The organism is Flavobacterium sp. (assembly GCF_035760125.1).
Classification (GTDB): Bacteria; Bacteroidota; Bacteroidia; order Flavobacteriales; family Flavobacteriaceae; genus Flavobacterium.
In genome coordinates this window covers 1-19,377 of sequence record NZ_DASTTN010000082.1, presented here as the reverse complement: position 1 = coordinate 19,377, position 19,377 = coordinate 1, and the positions used below count along the sequence as shown (strand labels likewise).

Annotated in this window: 23 protein-coding genes and 3 tRNA genes; 15 read left to right on the top strand and 11 right to left on the bottom strand. The window is 34.7% G+C overall.

Annotated features, from left to right (window positions below):
- The 5 genes from VFS71_RS03510 to tgt form a co-directional block, all read right to left on the bottom strand.
- Window positions 1-843 (bottom strand): replicative DNA helicase (locus VFS71_RS03510; protein WP_326399398.1); only part of this gene is annotated, 843 nt, incomplete at its 3' end.
- A 141-nt stretch (window positions 844-984) separates the two neighbouring features.
- Complete coding sequence (locus VFS71_RS03505; RefSeq protein ID WP_326399397.1) at window positions 985-1,938, bottom strand: acetyl-CoA carboxylase carboxyltransferase subunit alpha; 954 nt, start codon at window positions 1,936-1,938, stop codon at window positions 985-987.
- A gap of 127 nt (window positions 1,939-2,065) precedes the next feature.
- Complete coding sequence (locus VFS71_RS03500; protein ID WP_326399396.1) at window positions 2,066-2,953, bottom strand: DMT family transporter; 888 nt, start codon at window positions 2,951-2,953, stop codon at window positions 2,066-2,068.
- Entirely contained in the window at window positions 2,940-4,028 is a 1,089-nt protein-coding gene (locus tag VFS71_RS03495) for an LptF/LptG family permease (RefSeq protein ID WP_326399395.1), read from the bottom strand. The genes VFS71_RS03500 and VFS71_RS03495 overlap by 14 nt, the downstream gene beginning before the upstream one ends.
- Window positions 4,029-4,110: 82 nt before the next feature.
- Window positions 4,111-5,241: a tRNA guanosine(34) transglycosylase Tgt gene (gene tgt / locus VFS71_RS03490; RefSeq protein WP_326399394.1), complete on the bottom strand. Its 1,131-nt coding sequence runs from the start codon at window positions 5,239-5,241 to the stop codon at window positions 4,111-4,113.
- A gap of 212 nt (window positions 5,242-5,453) precedes the next feature.
- Here tgt and VFS71_RS03485 point away from each other — a divergent pair, with 212 nt between their 5' ends.
- From VFS71_RS03485 to VFS71_RS03465, 5 genes are all read left to right on the top strand, one after another.
- Complete coding sequence (locus VFS71_RS03485) at window positions 5,454-5,897, top strand: endo-arabinase (protein WP_326399393.1); 444 nt, start codon at window positions 5,454-5,456, stop codon at window positions 5,895-5,897.
- Between the two features lie 134 nt (window positions 5,898-6,031).
- On the top strand, window positions 6,032-6,310 hold the full coding sequence (locus VFS71_RS03480; RefSeq protein ID WP_326399392.1) for a rhodanese-like domain-containing protein: 279 nt from the start codon (window positions 6,032-6,034) through the stop codon (window positions 6,308-6,310).
- 8 nt (window positions 6,311-6,318) lie between these two features.
- Complete coding sequence (locus VFS71_RS03475) at window positions 6,319-6,642, top strand: rhodanese-like domain-containing protein (protein ID WP_326399391.1); 324 nt, start codon at window positions 6,319-6,321, stop codon at window positions 6,640-6,642.
- A 312-nt stretch (window positions 6,643-6,954) separates the two neighbouring features.
- Window positions 6,955-7,809: a transketolase gene (locus tag VFS71_RS03470; RefSeq protein WP_310008721.1), complete on the top strand. Its 855-nt coding sequence runs from the start codon at window positions 6,955-6,957 to the stop codon at window positions 7,807-7,809.
- A 72-nt stretch (window positions 7,810-7,881) separates the two neighbouring features.
- Complete coding sequence (locus VFS71_RS03465; RefSeq protein ID WP_326399390.1) at window positions 7,882-8,835, top strand: transketolase family protein; 954 nt, start codon at window positions 7,882-7,884, stop codon at window positions 8,833-8,835.
- 192 nt (window positions 8,836-9,027) lie between these two features.
- On the opposite strand, the gene VFS71_RS03460 is transcribed toward VFS71_RS03465, so the two are convergent.
- On the bottom strand, window positions 9,028-10,026 hold the full coding sequence (locus VFS71_RS03460; protein ID WP_326399389.1) for an FKBP-type peptidylprolyl isomerase: 999 nt from the start codon (window positions 10,024-10,026) through the stop codon (window positions 9,028-9,030).
- A 79-nt stretch (window positions 10,027-10,105) separates the two neighbouring features.
- Here VFS71_RS03460 and VFS71_RS03455 point away from each other — a divergent pair, with 79 nt between their 5' ends.
- Together VFS71_RS03455 and VFS71_RS03450 are read left to right on the top strand one after the other, a co-directional pair.
- Window positions 10,106-10,495: an RNA-binding S4 domain-containing protein gene (locus tag VFS71_RS03455; RefSeq protein ID WP_326399388.1), complete on the top strand. Its 390-nt coding sequence runs from the start codon at window positions 10,106-10,108 to the stop codon at window positions 10,493-10,495.
- 92 nt (window positions 10,496-10,587) lie between these two features.
- Complete coding sequence (locus VFS71_RS03450) at window positions 10,588-11,088, top strand: phosphoribosyltransferase family protein (protein ID WP_326399387.1); 501 nt, start codon at window positions 10,588-10,590, stop codon at window positions 11,086-11,088.
- Here VFS71_RS03450 and VFS71_RS03445 read toward each other — a convergent pair.
- Window positions 11,080-11,598 carry a shikimate kinase gene (locus VFS71_RS03445; protein WP_326399386.1) on the bottom strand — a complete coding sequence of 173 codons (519 nt, stop codon included), beginning with the start codon at window positions 11,596-11,598 and terminating at the stop codon, window positions 11,080-11,082. The two genes, VFS71_RS03450 and VFS71_RS03445, sit on opposite strands and share 9 nt — an antisense overlap.
- 126 nt (window positions 11,599-11,724) lie before the next feature.
- Here VFS71_RS03445 and VFS71_RS03440 point away from each other — a divergent pair.
- The 8 genes from VFS71_RS03440 (at window position 11,725) to VFS71_RS03405 (ending at window position 17,018) form a co-directional block, all read left to right on the top strand.
- Window positions 11,725-11,797 (top strand) — tRNA-Lys (locus tag VFS71_RS03440).
- Window positions 11,798-11,835: 38 nt separating this feature from the next.
- A tRNA-Lys gene (locus VFS71_RS03435) sits at window positions 11,836-11,908 on the top strand.
- Window positions 11,909-11,948: 40 nt separating this feature from the next.
- Window positions 11,949-12,031, top strand: a tRNA-Leu gene (locus tag VFS71_RS03430).
- A gap of 388 nt (window positions 12,032-12,419) precedes the next feature.
- A complete protein-coding gene (locus VFS71_RS03425) occupies window positions 12,420-12,758 on the top strand; it encodes a hypothetical protein (protein WP_326399385.1) in 339 nt (112 codons plus the stop codon).
- Window positions 12,759-12,946: 188 nt separating this feature from the next.
- On the top strand, window positions 12,947-13,405 hold the full coding sequence (locus VFS71_RS03420; RefSeq protein ID WP_326399384.1) for a (2Fe-2S)-binding protein: 459 nt from the start codon (window positions 12,947-12,949) through the stop codon (window positions 13,403-13,405).
- Between the two features lie 2 nt (window positions 13,406-13,407).
- A complete protein-coding gene (locus tag VFS71_RS03415) occupies window positions 13,408-15,591 on the top strand; it encodes a xanthine dehydrogenase family protein molybdopterin-binding subunit (protein WP_326399383.1) in 2,184 nt (727 codons plus the stop codon).
- Between the two features lie 40 nt (window positions 15,592-15,631).
- Window positions 15,632-16,393 (top strand): xanthine dehydrogenase accessory protein XdhC, encoded by a 762-nt coding sequence (xdhC, locus tag VFS71_RS03410; RefSeq protein WP_326399382.1) that lies wholly within the window; start codon window positions 15,632-15,634, stop codon window positions 16,391-16,393.
- On the top strand, window positions 16,383-17,018 hold the full coding sequence (locus VFS71_RS03405; RefSeq protein WP_326399381.1) for a nucleotidyltransferase family protein: 636 nt from the start codon (window positions 16,383-16,385) through the stop codon (window positions 17,016-17,018). The genes xdhC and VFS71_RS03405 overlap by 11 nt, the downstream gene beginning before the upstream one ends.
- 58 nt (window positions 17,019-17,076) lie before the next feature.
- On the opposite strand, the gene VFS71_RS03400 is transcribed toward VFS71_RS03405, so the two are convergent.
- From VFS71_RS03400 to VFS71_RS03385, 4 genes are all read right to left on the bottom strand, one after another.
- Window positions 17,077-17,616: a DUF4252 domain-containing protein gene (locus tag VFS71_RS03400; protein WP_326399380.1), complete on the bottom strand. Its 540-nt coding sequence runs from the start codon at window positions 17,614-17,616 to the stop codon at window positions 17,077-17,079.
- A gap of 1 nt (window position 17,617) precedes the next feature.
- Window positions 17,618-18,145, bottom strand: a complete 528-nt coding sequence (locus VFS71_RS03395) for a DUF4252 domain-containing protein (RefSeq protein WP_326399379.1) — start codon at window positions 18,143-18,145, stop codon at window positions 17,618-17,620.
- A gap of 257 nt (window positions 18,146-18,402) precedes the next feature.
- Window positions 18,403-18,852 (bottom strand): hypothetical protein, encoded by a 450-nt coding sequence (locus VFS71_RS03390; protein ID WP_326399378.1) that lies wholly within the window; start codon window positions 18,850-18,852, stop codon window positions 18,403-18,405.
- Window positions 18,839-19,348, bottom strand: a complete 510-nt coding sequence (locus VFS71_RS03385; RefSeq protein ID WP_326399377.1) for a sigma-70 family RNA polymerase sigma factor — start codon at window positions 19,346-19,348, stop codon at window positions 18,839-18,841. Before VFS71_RS03385 ends, VFS71_RS03390 begins: the two co-directional genes overlap by 14 nt.
- Window positions 19,349-19,377: the final 29 nt, after the last annotated feature.

The following is a 19,377-nucleotide window of genomic DNA, read 5'->3' as shown; positions in this document are numbered from 1 at the left end:
TCCTGTACGTAACTTCTCTGAAGACAATCCTGTTTCGGAAGAAATTAACCTGGTAATCAACTGTACGGATGCCATCTCCAAGGAGAATAAAGCAACAGGATGTCCAAAATCGATTGCAATATTTCTGGCCATAGACAAGATAAAGGCTGTTTTTCCCATCGCTGGTCTCGCCGCAATGATTATTAAATCACTTGGTTGCCAACCAGAAGTTAGTTTGTCCAGCTTATCAAAACCTGTTGCTACACCACTAAGTCCTTCCTGTCCTGCAATTTCTTCGATACGTTTTTTGGCTTGCAGTACTAAACTCTGAGCCGTTTCGGAACTACGTTTGATATTTCCTTGTGTTACTTCATAAAGTTTGGATTCGGCTTTGTCCAACAAATCAAATACATCAGTAGTCTCATCATAGGAATCTTCAATGATTTCAGATGAAATCCGAATCAAACTGCGTTGAATAAATTTTTGAAGAATAATTCTCGAGTGAAATTCAATATGTGCCGAAGATGAAATCTTTTGCGTGAGCTGAATTAAATAAAAATCCCCTCCAGCAAGATCCAATTTTGCGCTTTTTCGAAGTTGAGCCGAAACGGTCAACAAATCGATTGGCTGTGTGTCATTGAATAATTGAACAATGGCCTCAAAAATATATTTGTGAGCATCTTTGTAAAATGCATCAGCTTGCAAGATGTCAATTACCTCATCTACTCCTTTTTTATCAATCATCATTGCCCCAAGCACTGCCTCTTCTAAATCTAATGCTTGTGGTGGTAATTTTCCTTTTTCTAAGTTTATAATTGTTGTTTTGTCCACTTTAACCGGACTAATATTTTTGAAATTTTCCATGTAGCGAAAGTAACTAAAATTAAAAAAAAAATCACAATTGAGTTATTACAATTTATTGTTTATAAGTACCTGTTTTTTGTTTATAACCAAAAAAAAATCCGAAACTGTAAGGCTTCGGATTAAGGTCTTAAAAATGAGGACTTATTCTTTAAACTCTCCCATTTTACAGTATTTATCCATTCTCTGCGCGATTAATTCTTCTGTTGATAAGTCTTTCAATTCATTATATCCTTTTATGATATATTGCTCAACAGTTGTAAAAGTGGTCTCTCTGTCATAATGAGCTCCCCCTAACGGTTCTGGAATAATATCATCAACTAATTTTTGCTTTTTCATATCGGCAGAAGTCAACTTCAAGGCTTCAGCAGCTTGTTCTTTGTAGTCCCAACTTTTCCATAAAATTGACGAACAAGATTCTGGTGAAATTACTGAATACCATGTGTTTTCCAACATATAAACACGATCCCCAACACCAATTCCCAATGCTCCACCTGATGCTCCTTCTCCAACGATAATTGTTATGATAGGCACTTTCAAACGTACCATTTCAAAAATGTTTCTTGCGATTGCTTCTCCTTGTCCACGTTCTTCCGCTTCCAAACCAGGATAAGCACCCGGAGTATCAACTAAAGTTACTACAGGAATATTAAATTTCTCTGCCATTTTCATCAAACGCAACGCTTTTCTATATCCTTCAGGATTAGCCATCCCAAAATTCCTATACTGACGCGTCTTGGTATTGAATCCTTTTTGTTGTCCAACAATCATAAAAGATTGTCCTCCAATTTTCCCTAGACCACCAATCATGGCTTTATCATCCTTAAAACCTCTATCTCCATGCAGTTCCAGAAAAGTATCTCCACAAATCCCTTTGATATGATCCAAAGTATAAGGTCTACTTGGATGTCTTGATAGCTGTACACGTTGCCATGCAGTTAAGTTTTTGTAAATCTGTTTTTTGGTCTCCTCTAACTTTTTGTTGATTTGTTTGCAAGTATTGGTAACATCAACATCCGATTCTAAACCAATAACAACACATTTATCTAATTGTTCTTCAAGTTCTTTTATAGGAAGCTCAAAATCTAAATATTCCATAGGATTTGTGCGTATTTATTATTGTTTTTATTTTTCAATTTGGAACTGCAAATATAAAATTTAATATCGTTATACACTTATTTTTTTGTTCAAGTAGAAAAAAATAGGTTTTACAAAAATAAAAATCTTACAATTGATCTTCTTTTCTATAGTGTTTTATAATACCATTTAACAGTACTGTAATTACAATTACAACAGCTCCGATATAAAATTCCGTGCTCATTTTTTCTTTTCCACCAATGATAAAAAAAGCCAATATAATACCGTAAACAGGCTCTAAATTAGTCGTTAACATAACCGTATAAGGTGATAATTGTCGCATTACTTTTACCGAAGCAGTAAAGGCATATGCAGTACAGATGGATGCTAAAATTAAAATCAAAACCCAATTTTTAACTGACAACACAAAAAAGTCTGCATTGAAAGAACCTTTGAATAAAAAGTAGATTGTGATAAAAATAAAACCGGCTAAGAATTCATAAAACGAAATCACAGAAGGGTCATGATATGCAATTAACTTTCCATTTATCAAGGTAAACAATACACCCAATATTATGGCGACCAATGCTAATAACATACCACTCCAATAATTAATTTCCACCTGCATGATTAATCCTAAACCCGCAATAATAATAAGCCCAAAGAAAACTTCATACCAAAGTACTTTTCGACCGTAAAACAAAGGCTCCAATAATGAGGCAAAAAATGCACCCAAAGAAAAAACAGACAAGGTTATCGAGACTGTTGATACTTTTATGGCTTCAAAAAAGAAAATCCAGTGTAGTGCTATCAAAAGACCAACAATTATGAATTTAACTAATGACTTGGGAGCAACTTTAAATGATTTCTTTTTGACAGCAAGAAAAACAGCAATAAAAATTGCCGCAAAAAACATTCTATACCAAACTAAAAATTGAGACTGGATTGTAATTAATGCTCCTAAAATTGCTGTAAACCCCCAAATAAAAACAATTAAATGTAGATTAAGGTAACTTCTTAAATTATCGTTTCGCATTTCGTAATAAATAAACAGCTAATATTCCAAAAACAATATTGGGCAACCAAACAGCCAAAAGTGGTGAAAATGAAGATTTCTCGGCCAATACGCCAAATATTTTATCAAAAAAGACAAATGAAAATGCTACCGCAATTCCAATAGCCAAATTGACTCCCATTCCTCCTCTTCGTTTCATTGAAGACACAGAAACAGCAATAATAGTCAATATAAATGCTGAAACGGGAACACTGTATTTTTTATACAAAACGACCAAATAAACATTGATATTGGACGACCCACGCTTTCTTTCCTTATCGATAAAAGCATTTAAGTCCCCTAAACTTAGTGTTTCGGCGATATAAACTACAGGTGCCAAATCTTCCAGATCAAAACTGAATTTCATCTTCTTTTCAGGAGCTTTTTCAATCACATCCCCTTCTTTCCCAACGATTCTTTTGGTATAATCAAACAGGGAATAGTTCTTTTCTTTAGGATTCCATTTGATTCTACTAGCGGTGATTTTGTACTCTAGTTTTTCTTTTTTAAATCGCTCCAACGAAAAGTTGAAAGCCATTTGCGATTCATTATTAAAGCTGTTTACATAGATAAACTCATTGTCACTTATCTGTCTGTAGACATCCGTATTATCACCCCGCATGAGTGCCTTCCCATCATTCCTCAGATAAGTGTACCGGAAATTATTATACCCTTCACTGGAAACGGGAATAACCCAAAAACCCATGAGCAATACTATAATAGAAACAATGGAAGCTCCTATAATATAAGGCCTCATGAATCTTGTAAACGAAATCCCGGAACTCAGAATGGCAATAATCTCTGTGTCATTTGCCAATTTTGAGGTGAACCAAATAACCGATATAAACAAAAATATCGGGAAGAGGTTATTCATAAAGTAAATCGTAAAATGATAATAATAAATAGCGATTTTTAAAACCGGCACTTTATTCTCAATCATTTTATTGATCTTTTCGGATATATCAATAATCATCCCAATAGGAGCAAATAACAAAAGCATCACCGCAAAAGTGGCTAAATATCTTTTTAAAATATATTTGTCTATTATTGTTAACATAGTAAAGTTTAATCGGTTATTTGTTGAACTATTGAGTCTGTTATTCGTTTAATCGTTTAACCGAATCAACGATTAACCATATTTATAGTCGTTGGCTCATATTTTTCACCATCATTTCTTTCCATGGCTTAAAATCGCCGGCTAAGATATGTTTTCTGGCTTCACGAACTAACCACATATAAAAACCAAGATTGTGTATCGTAGCAATTTGTTTCCCCAAATATTCATTGGCAGCAAACAAGTGACGCAAATAAGCTTTAGAATATTCAGTATCAACAAAAGTATAGCCCATTTCATCTATTGGAGAAAAATCGGCTTCCCATTTTTTGTTTTTAATATTTATCGTTCCGTTGGCAGTGAACAACATTCCGTTTCTTGCGTTACGTGTAGGCATCACACAGTCGAACATATCAATTCCAAGCGCAATGTTTTCCAAAATATTGATCGGAGTTCCAACACCCATCAAATAACGAGGTTTGTCCTCAGGTAGAATTTCACAAACCACTTCTGTCATCGCATACATTTCCTCCGCAGGCTCCCCTACCGAAAGTCCACCAATAGCATTTCCTTGTTGATTGGAATTGGCTATATATTCTGCCGATTGTCTTCTTAAATCTTTATAAGTACTTCCTTGTATAATTGGGAAAAAAGTTTGCTCATAACCATATTTAAAAGGCAATTTATCCAAATGATTGATACAACGATCCAACCAACGGTGAGTCATGTGCATTGAACGTTGTGCATAACGGTAATCACATGGATAAGGAGTACACTCATCAAAAGCCATGATAATATCAGCTCCAATGGTACGCTGAATCTCCATCACATTCTCTGGTGTAAAAAAGTGATAAGAACCATCAATATGAGATTTAAACTTTACGCCTTCTTCTTTAATTTTACGGTTTGCCGAAAGGGAATACACTTGATATCCTCCAGAATCGGTCAAAATATTACGGTCCCAATTCATGAATTTGTGCAATCCACCAGCTTTTTCAAGAATTTCGGTTTGTGGACGTAAATATAAATGATAGGTATTTCCAAGAATAATATCTGGATTTATTTCTTCTCTCAATTCTCTTTGATGCACTCCTTTTACTGAGGCAGCAGTCCCAACAGGCATAAAAATAGGTGTTTCAATAACACCGTGATCTGTAGTAATACTTCCCGCACGGGCTTTTGATTGCGGATCTGTTTTTAGTAAATCAAACTTCATATAGGCTTTTTATCAGTCGGCAAAGATAGTCTAATTTAAAACCCACATCAAAAAAATATTTTCCTTCCGATGAATGAATAGTGGGTTCATGACAAACAGAATTTAAATCCTTCTAGGAATAAAATTAAATTATTACGAAATTAAAAATGTTTTATTATTTAATTAAGACAAAACGTATCTTTCACACTCAATTAATCAAAAACCATACTATTATGAAATTAAAATTAGTCATGTATCTTATACCGAGTTTAATTTTACTGAGTTGCAATCCAAAAACAGATGATACACAAGCCATTAAAAATCTCCTTGAAAAAGAATCTTCCAGTTGGAGATTGGGTGATAGTAAAACACATGCTGCATGCTGGCACATTCAGCCTTATAGTAAAATTTTGATTTCAACTGTTGATGGTAAAACGTTAGACATTCCTCCTGAAGACATTATCAAACCTATTGTAAATGCCAGTGGTGGCACCTCCATAAATACAAATTATAAAATGAGTATTCACGACGACAATGCTTGGGTCAGCCATGATGAAGTATCGATTGCGAAAGATGGCAAAAAAACCTTTTCGCATGAGATTCGATTACTTGAAAAAATAAATGGTAATTGGAAACTCGTAGGACAATCTATTCATGCCTATAAACAAACAAAATAAATAATATTTGAGGGTATATAAGCTGAAATCTGGTAAAAGATTGAATAAAAAAATTGTGTAACAAAAGTTACTGCACAACCTCAATTTCTGTTGTAATTTTGTATTATAAAACAATACACTTTAAAACAGACGCTATGACTTTAGAAAATATAATAAAAGAGAAACAATGCACGATTGTAGATGTACGAACTCGAGAGGAATTCAGCGGTGGACACGTTGTTGGGTCGATCAACATTCCACTTAATGAAGTTCAAGAACGATTTGAAGAAATACAAAACCTAAAATCGCCGTTGGTTCTTTGTTGCGCCTCCGGGAACCGAAGCGGACAAGCGCAGCATTATCTTTCTCAAAAAGAAATCGAATGCCACAATGGAGGTTCATGGCTTGATGTCAATTATTACCAATCCAAATAATAAACAAAATGCTAAATAAACTAAAACAAATATTCGGCTTCGGATCTAACGTAGATTATGCAGCGCTCGTAAAACAAGGTGCTGTTATCCTAGATGTACGAAGCAAGGTTGAATATGCCAGCGGACATATTGAAGGTTCCATAAATATCCCTGTAGATATTTTGACAAATAGTTTAACTCAATTGAAAGACAAAAACAAACCCATTATCACTTGTTGCGCTTCGGGAATGAGGAGCGCAAGGGCAAAAAACATCCTCAAAACACACGGTTACACTGATGTTCATAATGGTGATGGATGGAGAAGCCTACAAAGCAAAATACAAATCGATTAATTTTTAATCACTAAATATCTGGTTTAACGATTGCGTGAGAGATAGAAGCAAGCTACCGAAGTAGCGCGGATAGCTCGACAGCATAATAAAAAGGGGCAACTAATCGATACCAATAGTCAGCCCCTTTTTATTATGGTGGCACGCCCAAATAAAGTCAGATTGCAGATTTTTAGACTTGACCTCTTCCACTTCACACAAGATAATTTTAAAATTATTGTTGAAATTACCATTATCATTGAAATTGCCGTTGAAATCATTTGTCTTACGGTAAAAAAAAATTACTTTTGCAGCAGTTTAACTTTTACACACAAAATGAAGCCTAACACACAACAATTAAACGATTTAACTATCCAAGTAAGAAGAGACATTCTTCGTATGGTTCACGCTGTTAATTCAGGTCACCCAGGAGGGTCTCTTGGTTGCACCGAATTTTTAGTGGCCTTGTACCAAAATCTTATGGATCGCAAAGAAGGATTTGACATGGACGGAATTGGAGAAGACTTGTTCTTCCTTTCAAACGGACATATTTCACCTGTATTTTACAGCGTTTTGGCAAGAAGCGGTTATTTTCCGGTAAAGGAATTAGCCACCTTCCGTTTAATCAACACAAGATTACAAGGACACCCAACAACTCATGACAATTTACCTGGAGTACGTATTGCTTCTGGTTCATTGGGACAAGGGTTATCTGTGGCAATTGGTGCGGCTCAGGCTAAAAAACTAAACAATGACAATCATATCGTTTACACACTTCACGGTGATGGCGAATTACAGGAAGGCCAAAACTGGGAAGCGATTATGTATGCATCTGCTAAAAAAGTAGACAATATTATCGCAACTGTTGACCTTAACGGAAAACAAATTGACGGTACTACTGACGAAGTTTTGGCAATGGGAAGCATTCGCGCTAAATTCGAAGCGTTTGATTGGGAGGTTATTGAAATTACCAAAGGAAATGACATTGAAGCAATCATTGGAGGAATGAATGAAGCAAAAGCAAGAACCGGAAAAGGAAAACCAGTTTGTGTACTACTTCATACTGAAATGGGGAATGGTGTGGATTATATGATGTACAGTCATGCTTGGCATGGTAAAGCACCGAATGATGCACAACTTGCAAATGCTTTAGAACAAAATTATAATACTGGAGGCAATACGGATTATTAAAAAGCTTTAAGCAGTAAGCGATATCCACTATGTCTATTGCCTAATGCCTAATGCGTACAGCAAAAAAATACAATGAAAAAATATACAAATACAGGAAGTAAAGATACTCGTTCGGGTTTTGGAGCGGGAATGACTGAATTAGGTCAAAAGAATGAAAACGTTGTGGCACTTTGTGCTGATTTAATTGGATCATTAAAATTTGATGACTTCAAGAAAAATCACCCAGAGCGTTTTTTCCAAATTGGAATTGCAGAAGCAAACATGATTGGAATTGCAGCAGGATTAACTATTGGAGGGAAAATTCCTTTCACTGGAACTTTTGCTAACTTTTCTACAGGAAGAGTTTATGACCAAATTCGTCAATCTGTTGCTTATTCAGATAAAAACGTAAAAATCTGTGCGTCTCACGCAGGATTGACTCTTGGAGAAGATGGAGCTACACACCAAATCCTAGAAGACATTGGATTAATGAAAATGCTACCCGGAATGACTGTAATCAACACTTGTGATTACAACCAAACAAAAGCAGCTACATTAGCTCTTGCTGATCACCATGGTCCAGCTTACTTGCGTTTTGGTCGTCCAGTGGTGCCTAATTTCATGCCAGCTGACGAGCCTTTCGTAATTGGAAAAGCAATTCTTTTAAACGAAGGTACTGATGTAACAATTGTTGCTACAGGACATTTGGTTTGGGAAGCTTTAATCGCTGCAGAAGCATTGGAAGCAAAAGGTATTTCTGCCGAAGTAATCAATATCCATACTATTAAACCATTGGACGAAGAAGCAATTCTAAAATCATTATCAAAAACCAAATGTATCGTTACCGCTGAAGAGCATAACATTCTTGGAGGTCTTGGGGAAAGCGTTTCTAGAGTATTAGCATTACACCACCCTGCTCCACAAGAGTTTGTAGCGGTGAATGACAGCTTTGGAGAATCTGGAACACCAGATCAATTAATGGAGAAATATAAATTGAACAATCAAGCGATTGTTGAAGCTGTAGAAAGAGTAATCAAAAGAAAGTAATCTTTTACTATAAATATAAAACCCCATCTCGTTGTAAAAATGAGATGGGATTTTTTTTTGCATTATTTTCAATCCAATCCAATTGTTCCGATAATTATCAAAACAATAGCTTCTTTTTTCACTTTCCTTCGAGTAAATATTTCAAACTGTATCAAAAAAAATCCCATTCGTTATAAAATGGGATTAATATATTTATTGATTCATTTTGATACAATTTTTATCCAAATGTCTTTTCAATCTATTTGGATTAGTCTGATCACCTGAACAATCCGGAATTTTATCAAATGCATAGTAATCTCCATTTGCATCTTTAATTTCTCCCCTTGTTCCATAATTATCGCCGTCATCATCAAAATCTAAGAAATCTGGAGTTCCATCACTATCTGTGTCATCTAAATTTGTAGTAGCTCCATCTTGCAATTCGCTTTTTACCCACATATACCCATCTCCATCAAGATCTTCTTGAAAAGAAGGAATCCCATCTGAATCATAATCAGTTCGTTGTATTGCGAACAATTTCACACTGAAAACCAAAGGAGAATAGGCTGGAATACCTTCTTGTGTCCTATTATAATATCCCAAACCTGAAGGAAGAAACATTACTCCAGCACCAAAATCATTATAAGAAACCGTCCCATCAGAGTTTGATTTAGAAGTTCCATATTTCAATTGTGGAAAAAATTCTTTCCAACCTCTTATGGTGCTATACAATTCAAAAATAGTATTTGGAGACTTCACTTCCTGAAATAATGTTGAAGTAATTTCCGTAGTCGATGTTTCCGCTACCGTCTCCCTTGCCAGATACTCCCCTTTATAAGCTGTAAATACACCATCCACATTACAAGGAGACTCATTAATACCTTCTCTTAAAACTAAATAGTACATCTTATACACAATACCATTAAGCTCCACATTTCTACTTTTTAAAGGATACACCTTTTGATCCCAAATTGACGTTGGATGGTCTGCATCTAAAGCAGCAATTGTAACATCCTGATCATTTATACCGCCTGGATTATTTACAACAGTGATATAATTTGCTTTTAAATAATCTTCTATAATAGCGATATCTTTAGGATATTGCTCAGCATAAGGTAACGGAGGGGCTATAGTCTCATTATCATCTTTATTACAAGAATTTATCGTAATTGCAGCAATCAATAAAATAAAATAAAGCTTAATTTTGCTCATTATTAGGTATAGTTTAAGTCGCAAATATACATTAATGATTTACTTTTGTAAAGTATTTAACTCCGATTTTAGAAAATTCATGAGAATAGACAAATATTTATGGTGTGTTCGGTATTACAAAACCCGAAATATGGTAACCGAGGCTTGCAAAAAAAATCATATTACGGTAAATGGCATTGTTGCCAAGCCATCGAAAGAGGTTTTTCCTACCGATAAAATTACTTTTAGAAAAGACCAAATCACACAAACAATTACCGTTCTTGACATCCCCGATAATCGCGTGGGTGCAAAACTTGTTGATATCTATCGAAAAAATGAAACTCCAGCCGAAGCTTATGCGCATTTAGAATTATTAAAACTATCAAAAGAGCATTACAGAAAAACCGGAACAGGAAGACCCACCAAAAAAGACCGAAGAGATATTGATGAATTTGGAAATGAAATAAAAGATGAAGACGAAATAGATTAAAATATTCTGTTTCAGTTTTCAGTTTTGAAACCAGATTTAATCACATAAAATTCGCCTAACTTTTTTATCTTTGAAAAAAATAACAATACGCCATGAGCAAAAATATTATTCTTACCAATCAACAAATTGAACACACCACCAAAAGAATAGCTTACCAAATCTATGAAACTTTTGTAGAGGAAGAGGAAATTGTGATTGCTGGAATTACAACAAATGGTTTTATTTTTGCCGAAAGGATTGCTCAAGTATTGACAACTATTTCACCTATTAAAATTTCACTTTGCGAAGTACAAATCAGTAAAGAAAATCCAAAACTCCCCGTAACAACTTCACTAACGAAGGAACAATACAGTAATAAAGGATTGGTGCTTGTAGATGATGTATTAAGTTCTGGAACTACTTTAATATATGCAGTAAGACATTTTCTTGATGTTCCTTTAAAAAAGTTTAAAACCGTTGTTCTTGTTGACAGAAATCACAAAAAATTTCCGATTAAAGCCGATTTTAAAGGAATATCACTTTCTACTTCCCTATTAGAGCATGTAGATGTTGTTTTTGACAACAATGGCGATAGTTATGCCAGTTTAAGCTAATAGATTTAAAATATCATTTACCGTTTCCTCGATTGATTTATCATCAACATTCACTTTATATTGTGCGTGGTTGTAATAAAAGCTTCTATCGAAAAGGTGCTTGGCTATAAACTCTTTCATTTCCTCTTCGCTTTTATCGGCTATAAGAGGTCTTTTGCTCTTATTAGACACCAATCTATTAAATAATGTATCTATAGATGCTTTTAAATAAATAGAAGCCACACCATCTCCTATTAGTAATTCATGATTATTGGCATAACAAGGCGTTCCTCCTCCTAAACCAATTATACTTTTATCCGAATTATTTAACAATTCGAGAAAATAAGTATGTTCTAATTTTCTAAAATGGATTTCACCATGATTCTCGAAAATCTGTTTTATGGACATTTTTTCATTTTTTTCGATATATTCATCGAGATCAACATAGGGAATAGAGATCATTCCCGAAAGTTTTTGAGCGATTGTAGACTTACCACAACCCATATACCCTAATAATATAATTTTTTTCATTTGAATAAGACCTTACAGATTAAGGCGTTAAGAGTTTTTAATTAAAAAAGACAAATTTATAATAATTTTACTTGGAAACTTCGAAAAAAAGTCCCTATATTTGCACCCGCATTCAAGAAACGAAATGACTCGATAGCTCAGTTGGTAGAGCACATCACTTTTAATGATGGGGTCCTGGGTTCGAGCCCCAGTCGGGTCACAAATTATGTGATCAAAGCATAAGTTTCTTGAAGCAATGACTCGATAGCTCAGTTGGTAGAGCACATCACTTTTAATGATGGGGTCCTGGGTTCGAGCCCCAGTCGGGTCACAAAAGGTCGAGTAATTTATTACTTGACCTTTTTTTTTAAGGCCACGTGGAGAAACGGTAGACTTGCCATCTTGAGGGGGTGGTGCTCGTAAGGGCGTGTGGGTTCAAATCCCACCGTGGTCACTTTAGAAGCCTATCTATTTACAGGTATCAACAAAGGTTTAAATAAACATTTTCATCAACGTCTTGAGAAATGTTTATTTAAACCTTTTTTTATTTAATCACTTCCTTACTATTTTAAAAATCAGAAATCAAATTCAAAATGAATTAAGAATTAAATAAAAACAATTCGCAATTCAAATAAAAAGAATAAGATTTGTATTATATTTTTAACAAATATTCGATTTAATAATCATTTTTAACATATTTCACTCACACTACGAGTATTATTATTTATCTTTAATAACTTTTTTTCTAAAAGTAGAATGTTCGGTATACAAAAGCGTTAACTAACTTAATTAAAATAATTTAGCAATCCATTTCTACCAATTCTACCAAAACTATTTAGCCTATGAAAAAAACTACCGTAAAACCATTAAAAAATAATCTAGGTTTATTTTTTAGCTTCGCGTTTATATTTTCAGCTATTATAAATGCGTATTCTCAAACCGTTCAATACGATTCTATAAACAATAAAAAATACATACTCGTTGATGTTCAAAAAACTTACGAACGAATTGCAAACCAAGGCTATGAATCTATTGAAATTTATGAATTTCTGGGTAATTACTATTATGAAAATAATAATCCCCGAAAATCAAAATTATATTTTGACAAACTATTTGGCAAATATGACCTATCAAAAATCTCACCCAAAAGTATAGAGCGCTATAAATCAATCAAAAAATAGTGCATTTATAATCCTAAATAGTTTTAAACAAAAACAGCAACTGTATCAAAATAAACAGTTGCTGTTTTTGTTTCTTATTTAGTTTTAAAAAATAGATTAAACTTCAATCTTTCTTTTATAAAAAATTAAACACAAATTTTAAAAAAAGTTATAACTTTCAACTTCCTAATTGCAAAATTGAAATACAAATGACAACACTACTCATAAACCAGAAGAAATACACTATCGATGTTGATCCAGAAATGCCATTGCTTTGGGCTATTAGAGACACCATCGGTCTTACAGGAACCAAATTTGGATGTGGTATTGGCGCTTGTGGCGCATGCAAAGTATTAGTTGATAATGTCGCTACCTATTCGTGCTTGACTCCTGTTTCGACGGTTGTAGGCAAAAACATTACAACTATTGAGGGTACAGCAGAAAATTTACAATTATTGCAAAAATCATGGGAAGAATTCAATGTACCTCAATGTGGCTATTGCCAACCTGGACAATTAATAACGGCAACTTCCCTACTCAATTCTAATAAAAATCCTTCGGATACTGATATAGACGATGCCATGAGTGGTAATATTTGCCGCTGTGGCACTTACCAACGTATCAAAAATGCCATTAAACATACCGTAGAACTTAAAAAACAACGCTAATCATGAGTAAAATTCAAAACATAAGCCGCAGGGCTTTTATCAAGAACATGGGATTAGCGTCTGGCGGATTAATCTTAGCATGTAACTACACTTTATTCTCTCAAGATATTACATCGGGAAACCTAACTGAATTCAATCCCAATCTATTTGTACAATTAAATTCGGATGGAAGTCTTATCATAATTGCTTCCCGCTCCGAAATGGGTAATGGAGTAAGAACTTCCTTAACCTCTGTCGTTGCAGATGAAATGGAGGCCGATTGGAATAGAGTCTCGGTTAAACAAGCCACAGGAGATTCCAAATATGGGGATCAAAACACTGATGGTTCCAGAAGTATAATAGGTTTTTATGACACAATGCGAACAATGGGTGCTATGGCTCGGATGATGCTTATAACTGCAGCAGCAAAAAAATGGCAAGTTCCCGAAAGTGAATGTAAAGCCCAGAGCCATTTTGTCATTCATTCTACCGGAAAAAAATTAGGTTATGGGGAATTAGTTGATATAGTAGCAACATTGCCTGTTCCAACAACCATTAATTATAAAAATCCAAAAGATTTCAAATATATTGGCAAAACCCTAAAAAGTATCGACGTTAAAGATTTTGCAAACGGAAGTGCCATTTATGGTATTGATAAACGTTTACCAAATATGAAGGTTGTTGCTATAGCAAGATGCCCCGTTACTTTTGGAACCGTCAAATCTTTTGACAAAACAGCAGCCATGAAAATTCATGGTGTTATAGATGTAATTGAAATTCCAAGAATCGAAAAACCTTTTGGACCACTTGGTGGTGTTGCTGTGATTGCTTCAAATACTTGGGCAGCATTTAAAGGAAAAGAAGCTCTTGAAATACAGTGGAATTATGGCAAAAACGAAGGCTATGATTCCGAGAAATACATGGCAGAGTTAACCGAAAGAGTACATAAATCTGGTAAAGTCGAAAAAGAAATTGGAGATGTAAATAAAGCTTTCAATGAAGCTGCAAAAGTTGTTGAAAGCACTTTTCAATTACCTCACTTGGCGCATGCTCCAATGGAAGTTCCTAATGCGGTAGCTTGGGTTCAAGGGGACACTTGCGAAGTTTGGGCACCTACCCAAGATCCACAAACGGCCAGAGAAGAAGTTTTTACTTATCTGGGAACAACTATAGATAAAGTAACAATAAATGTTACTTTTTTAGGAGGAGGTTTTGGACGAAAATCAAAACCCGACTATATTGTAGAAGCCGTTATGGTTTCAAAGGCTATCAATGCACCCGTACAAGTTGTTTGGTCACGGGAAGACGACATAAAGCACGGTTATTACCATACCGTAAGCTCACAATACATGAAAGCATCTTTGGACGCACAAGGTAATGTTACAGGTTGGTTGCACCGATCTGCATTTCCATCGATTATGTCCACCTTTAAACCAGGTACTGATTATCCTGCCGGATGGGAAGCTTCCAGTGCTGCTGACGTTCCTTTTGCTATAAAAAATTTCAAAGTTGAATCTGGACAGGCTCCAGCAATGGTTAGAATTGGCTGGCTGCGATCGGTAATCAATATTTTACATGGATTTTCTATCAACGTTTTTGCCGATGAATTGGCCCATGCCGCTAATCAAGACCCACTAGAATTTAGACTAAAATTAATTGGTGATGATCGAATAGAAGACACCAAAGACTCAATAAAATACAATACGGCTCGCCTCAAAAATGTTTTGAAAATGGCTGCTAAAAATGCCAATTGGGGTAAACCATTACCCAAAGGGCATGCTCATGGGATAGCAGTTCATTATAGTTTTTATTCCTATGTAGCTTCGGTGGTGGAAGTTTCAATGGTTGATGGCAAAGTAAAAGTACACAATGTTCATACTGTTATTGATTGCGGCACGGCGGTAAATAGAGACACCATAAAATCCCAAATGGAAGGTGCTGCTGTTTTCGGAATGTCAATAGCATATTATGGAAAAATTACTGCTAAGGACGGAGCTATTGAACAAAACAGCTACAGTGACTACCGAATGATTCGCATGAATGAAATCCCAAAGGTTCATGTAGAAATTATAGAAAGCTCAGAAAAACCTACAGGAGTTGGAGAGCCTGGCGTTCCAGTGATTGCCCCGGCCATAATTAATGCAATTTTTAAACTAACAGGAAAACGATATTACAACTTGCCTCTAAGCGATTATGATCTTGTATAACTGATTGACAAATTAAAACACCCAACGAATACCTTTTTTAATGAATAACTGGATTGAACTATTACAAGAATTTAAAAGTAAAAAGAAACCTGTTGCACTTGTTACCATTACTAAAATTCTTGGTTCTGCTCCATGCAGAGTAGCATCAAAAATGATTGTTACGCCACAAAAAGAAATATACGGAACTATAGGTGGCGGAAAATTAGAATTTCAGGTAATCGATGAAGCGGTTCGAGCTATTCGAGAAAATAAAATTTTAGAATGTACTTACACTTTAGGTCCCGAATTTGAGCAATGTTGCGGTGGAAAAGTAGAATTAATTATTGAACCCATGAATCAATACCCAGAATTATACCTTTTTGGAGCTGGACATATAGGAGTTGCCATCTGCGAGGTTTTAAAGGACACACCTTTTTCCGTTACGCTTCTGGACACTCGGGAAAATTGGAGAGAAACTATCGAAATTGACCAAACAGTTACTTACAATGCCTTTCCTTTTGACCTTTATAAACAAACAATAAATTGGGGACCGAATTGTTATGTAGTAATTTTGACTCACGATCATAAATTGGATTTTGAAATTACCGCTTTGGCATTGCACGAACAAACCAAATATATCGGATTGATTGGTAGCAAAACCAAGAAAAACAAATTCAATAACTTATTGATAAATGAATTGGATTTCAAACCCGGAATCAAGCCCGTTCATTGTCCTATAGGATTGGATTTAGGTGGTAATTCCCCTAAAGAAATTGCCATAAGCGTCGCTTCTGAATTACTGAAAGTCTATTATGGAAAATAATACAGTATTTGTATTGTTGGCCGGAGGCAAATCCGAAAGGATGGGCGTTGCAAAAGGCTTGTTAGAGTACAAAAACACCTATTGGATTTTGGAACAAATAAACCGAATTTCAACTTCATCTATAACCGAAGTTTATATTGGACTGGGATTTCATTACGAAGAATATCTAAATAAAATCCCGTGGCTAAAAGATGCTCAATTACATTTTGTAATTTACAAAAATCTAAAAGTGAGAGTTGTGGCAAACCAAAATCCAGAACAAGGTTCTTTCTCAACACTCCAAACCGTTTTACAAAAAATTTCTAAAAACAAATCGGTATTGATCAATCCAATTGACATACCGATATTGAACCCTACAGAATTACAAAATATTATCGAAGCACAAAACCAAATTATACTTCCAAATTTCGAAGGAAAGAATGGGCATCCCATAAAATTACATTCTAAATTTTGGAACACCTTACTTTTACTTAATCCTACCGATGCAAACAGTCGATTGGATTTGGAAATCAAAAAAATAATCCCTTCCAAAATAACGACAATAGTCGTAACCGATTCCTCCATCCTAAAAAACTTAAACACTCCAAACGATTGGGAAGCATATACAAATTCTAACCAGAAATAAGCATAAAAAAAGCGCCTCGAAATCTATCGAAACGCTTTTTTTAAAATTAAAACCAACCTTAATTCTTTATTAATTCCTGCAACGGTTTTAATTGTTCCAAATCAATTTTTGATTCTTTCAAAACCGAAATCATATTCATAATATTCGTTGGATTCATGTCTTTTCCCAAAACTCTAATGACCGCAAAACCCGCATCGTTTTTATTGGCAAAAAAAACAAATTCATTGATATGATCATCTGTCCCAACGTAGCTTACAGATGCACCTTGTTTGCCAGAACCAAACTTCATCAACTGCTGATATTTTGGATCTTTTAAAATTAAATTCACCTTAGCTCGTTCCGTCTCGAACTGTGACTTGTTTTTATCATTCAATTTGAAAGCCAAAACATTCATTTTATCAAAAGAATGCAAAGCTTCACTTTGAGCAGCAGTCAATTTGGTTTTATCAACATTCAAAATGTTCGATGAAATATCTAATGCAATAAAATCTTTATTTTCGGTATTTTCAACAAAATATTTTTGCAAAGTAGGCTCTGAGTTACAGCTTCCAAAAAGCAAACTGCTTAGCAATGCGATTATGAATAGTATGACTTTCATTTTACTTTTTTCCTTTAGTTGCTTTTTTCAAATCATCACCACCAGGAATTTTCATTTTGTCTGTCAAAACCGAAATCTCATTCAAATCAAAGTCTCCAGTCAATGACATCAAAACTGTATCTTCATCTTTTCCTCCTTCAACAAACATCAGCAATTCTTTAATTTGACTGTCTTTAGCACCAGATTTAACCATGATTTTAATGTTTCTTCCTTTGTCATTTACACGCATTAATTCTTCCAAACCTGCAGTTTTAATATATTTGTCTGCAGTAGCTTTCATTTCGCCTTCAACCCTCGTACTTTGAGTGGTAAATACCTTCAAATTATCCAATTTCTTTATCAGATTCATGTATTGCTGCGCCTCTTTATCCGAGGTGTCCACCTTTACTTTACTCATCAACTCAAACATCTTTTTATTGACAACAATCGATGTTACATCGTCTTGACCGTCAAATTTATCGAATGCTCCTTGAGCAAAAAACGGACTTGATACTAATACTATTACTAATGTGATTATTAACTTCTTCATTTTATTTTGATTTAATGATTATTTTTAAAATTCAATTCAACTATTGGGCTTGAATGCTCTAGAATCACTCTTGCTTTATTTTTTATTTTCTTCAACTATTTTTTTAAAATCTTTTGGGCGTGTCCCTCCGTAAAAACTACGGGTCGTGCTGTACGTTCCCGCTTTTTTTTATCCCGAAAAAAAACGGGATCAAAAAAAGAGCTCCACTGCCATCACTCACGCAAAACAAATCTGCTTTATTCTGAAATTTGTCCCTTTTATTCAACAAACACCTTATCTTTTGTCACTTCATATACCTGAAGATATTGCACCCCTTCAACACCAACATTCACATTATCGGATAACATTGCCAATGCTTTCTGTGTCGCCTCAAAAGCTTCCTCAGGATCATCATAGGTTCCCAATTCTTTATTTTCTTTTACGGAATTTGTGTTGAAATAAGTGTATGTTCCCACTCCCATCAAAACTACAATAGATGCTGCTATTGACAACCATGCCAATTTGCGTTTTTTAGAAACTGGAAATACATTATTCGTAAGCTTTTGTTCTTTTGCTTCAGTAAAATATCCAAATAGTGGTCGGTATTGTTCTAAATGTGGCGCTACATTTGAAGAAGAAAAATAGTCTTTCAACTCATTCTCTTCGGCAATGCTTGTCTCTCCTTCGAAGTATTTTTCTAAAAGTGCTTCCATTTTATTGAACTCCATAACTGTGTGTTTTTAACATGTATTCTCTAATTGTTTTCCTTGCTCTTGAAAGTGCCACTCTTACGGCCGTTTCATTCATCTCTACTATTTTTGCGATTTCCGAAAATTCGCATTGTTCTATATCCCGCAACTGAATAATCAATCGTTGCTGTTCCGGCAATTGGTCAATAATTTTTTCAACCCAATTTAAACTATCGTTATCTTCAACTTTTTTATCTAAACTCGGCTCTCTATCTGTATAATTATTGTGTACAATTTTAAGATTACCCGCTCTTTTCGATTTTAACTGATCCAAACAATAATTTTTCGTCATTGTCATCGCCATTGCCTCTACACTATTATACGCATCTAAATTTCCGTTTTTACTCCATAATTTTACCAAAATTTCTTGTGTAGCATCTTCTGCTTCCTCTGTGCTTACAAGTAATCGCTTGGCCAATCGAAAGAGTTTATCTTTGAATGGATTGATTAAAAGCACAAATTCATTTTGGTTCATAAAATGGCTATATTAATTCGGTTATATAA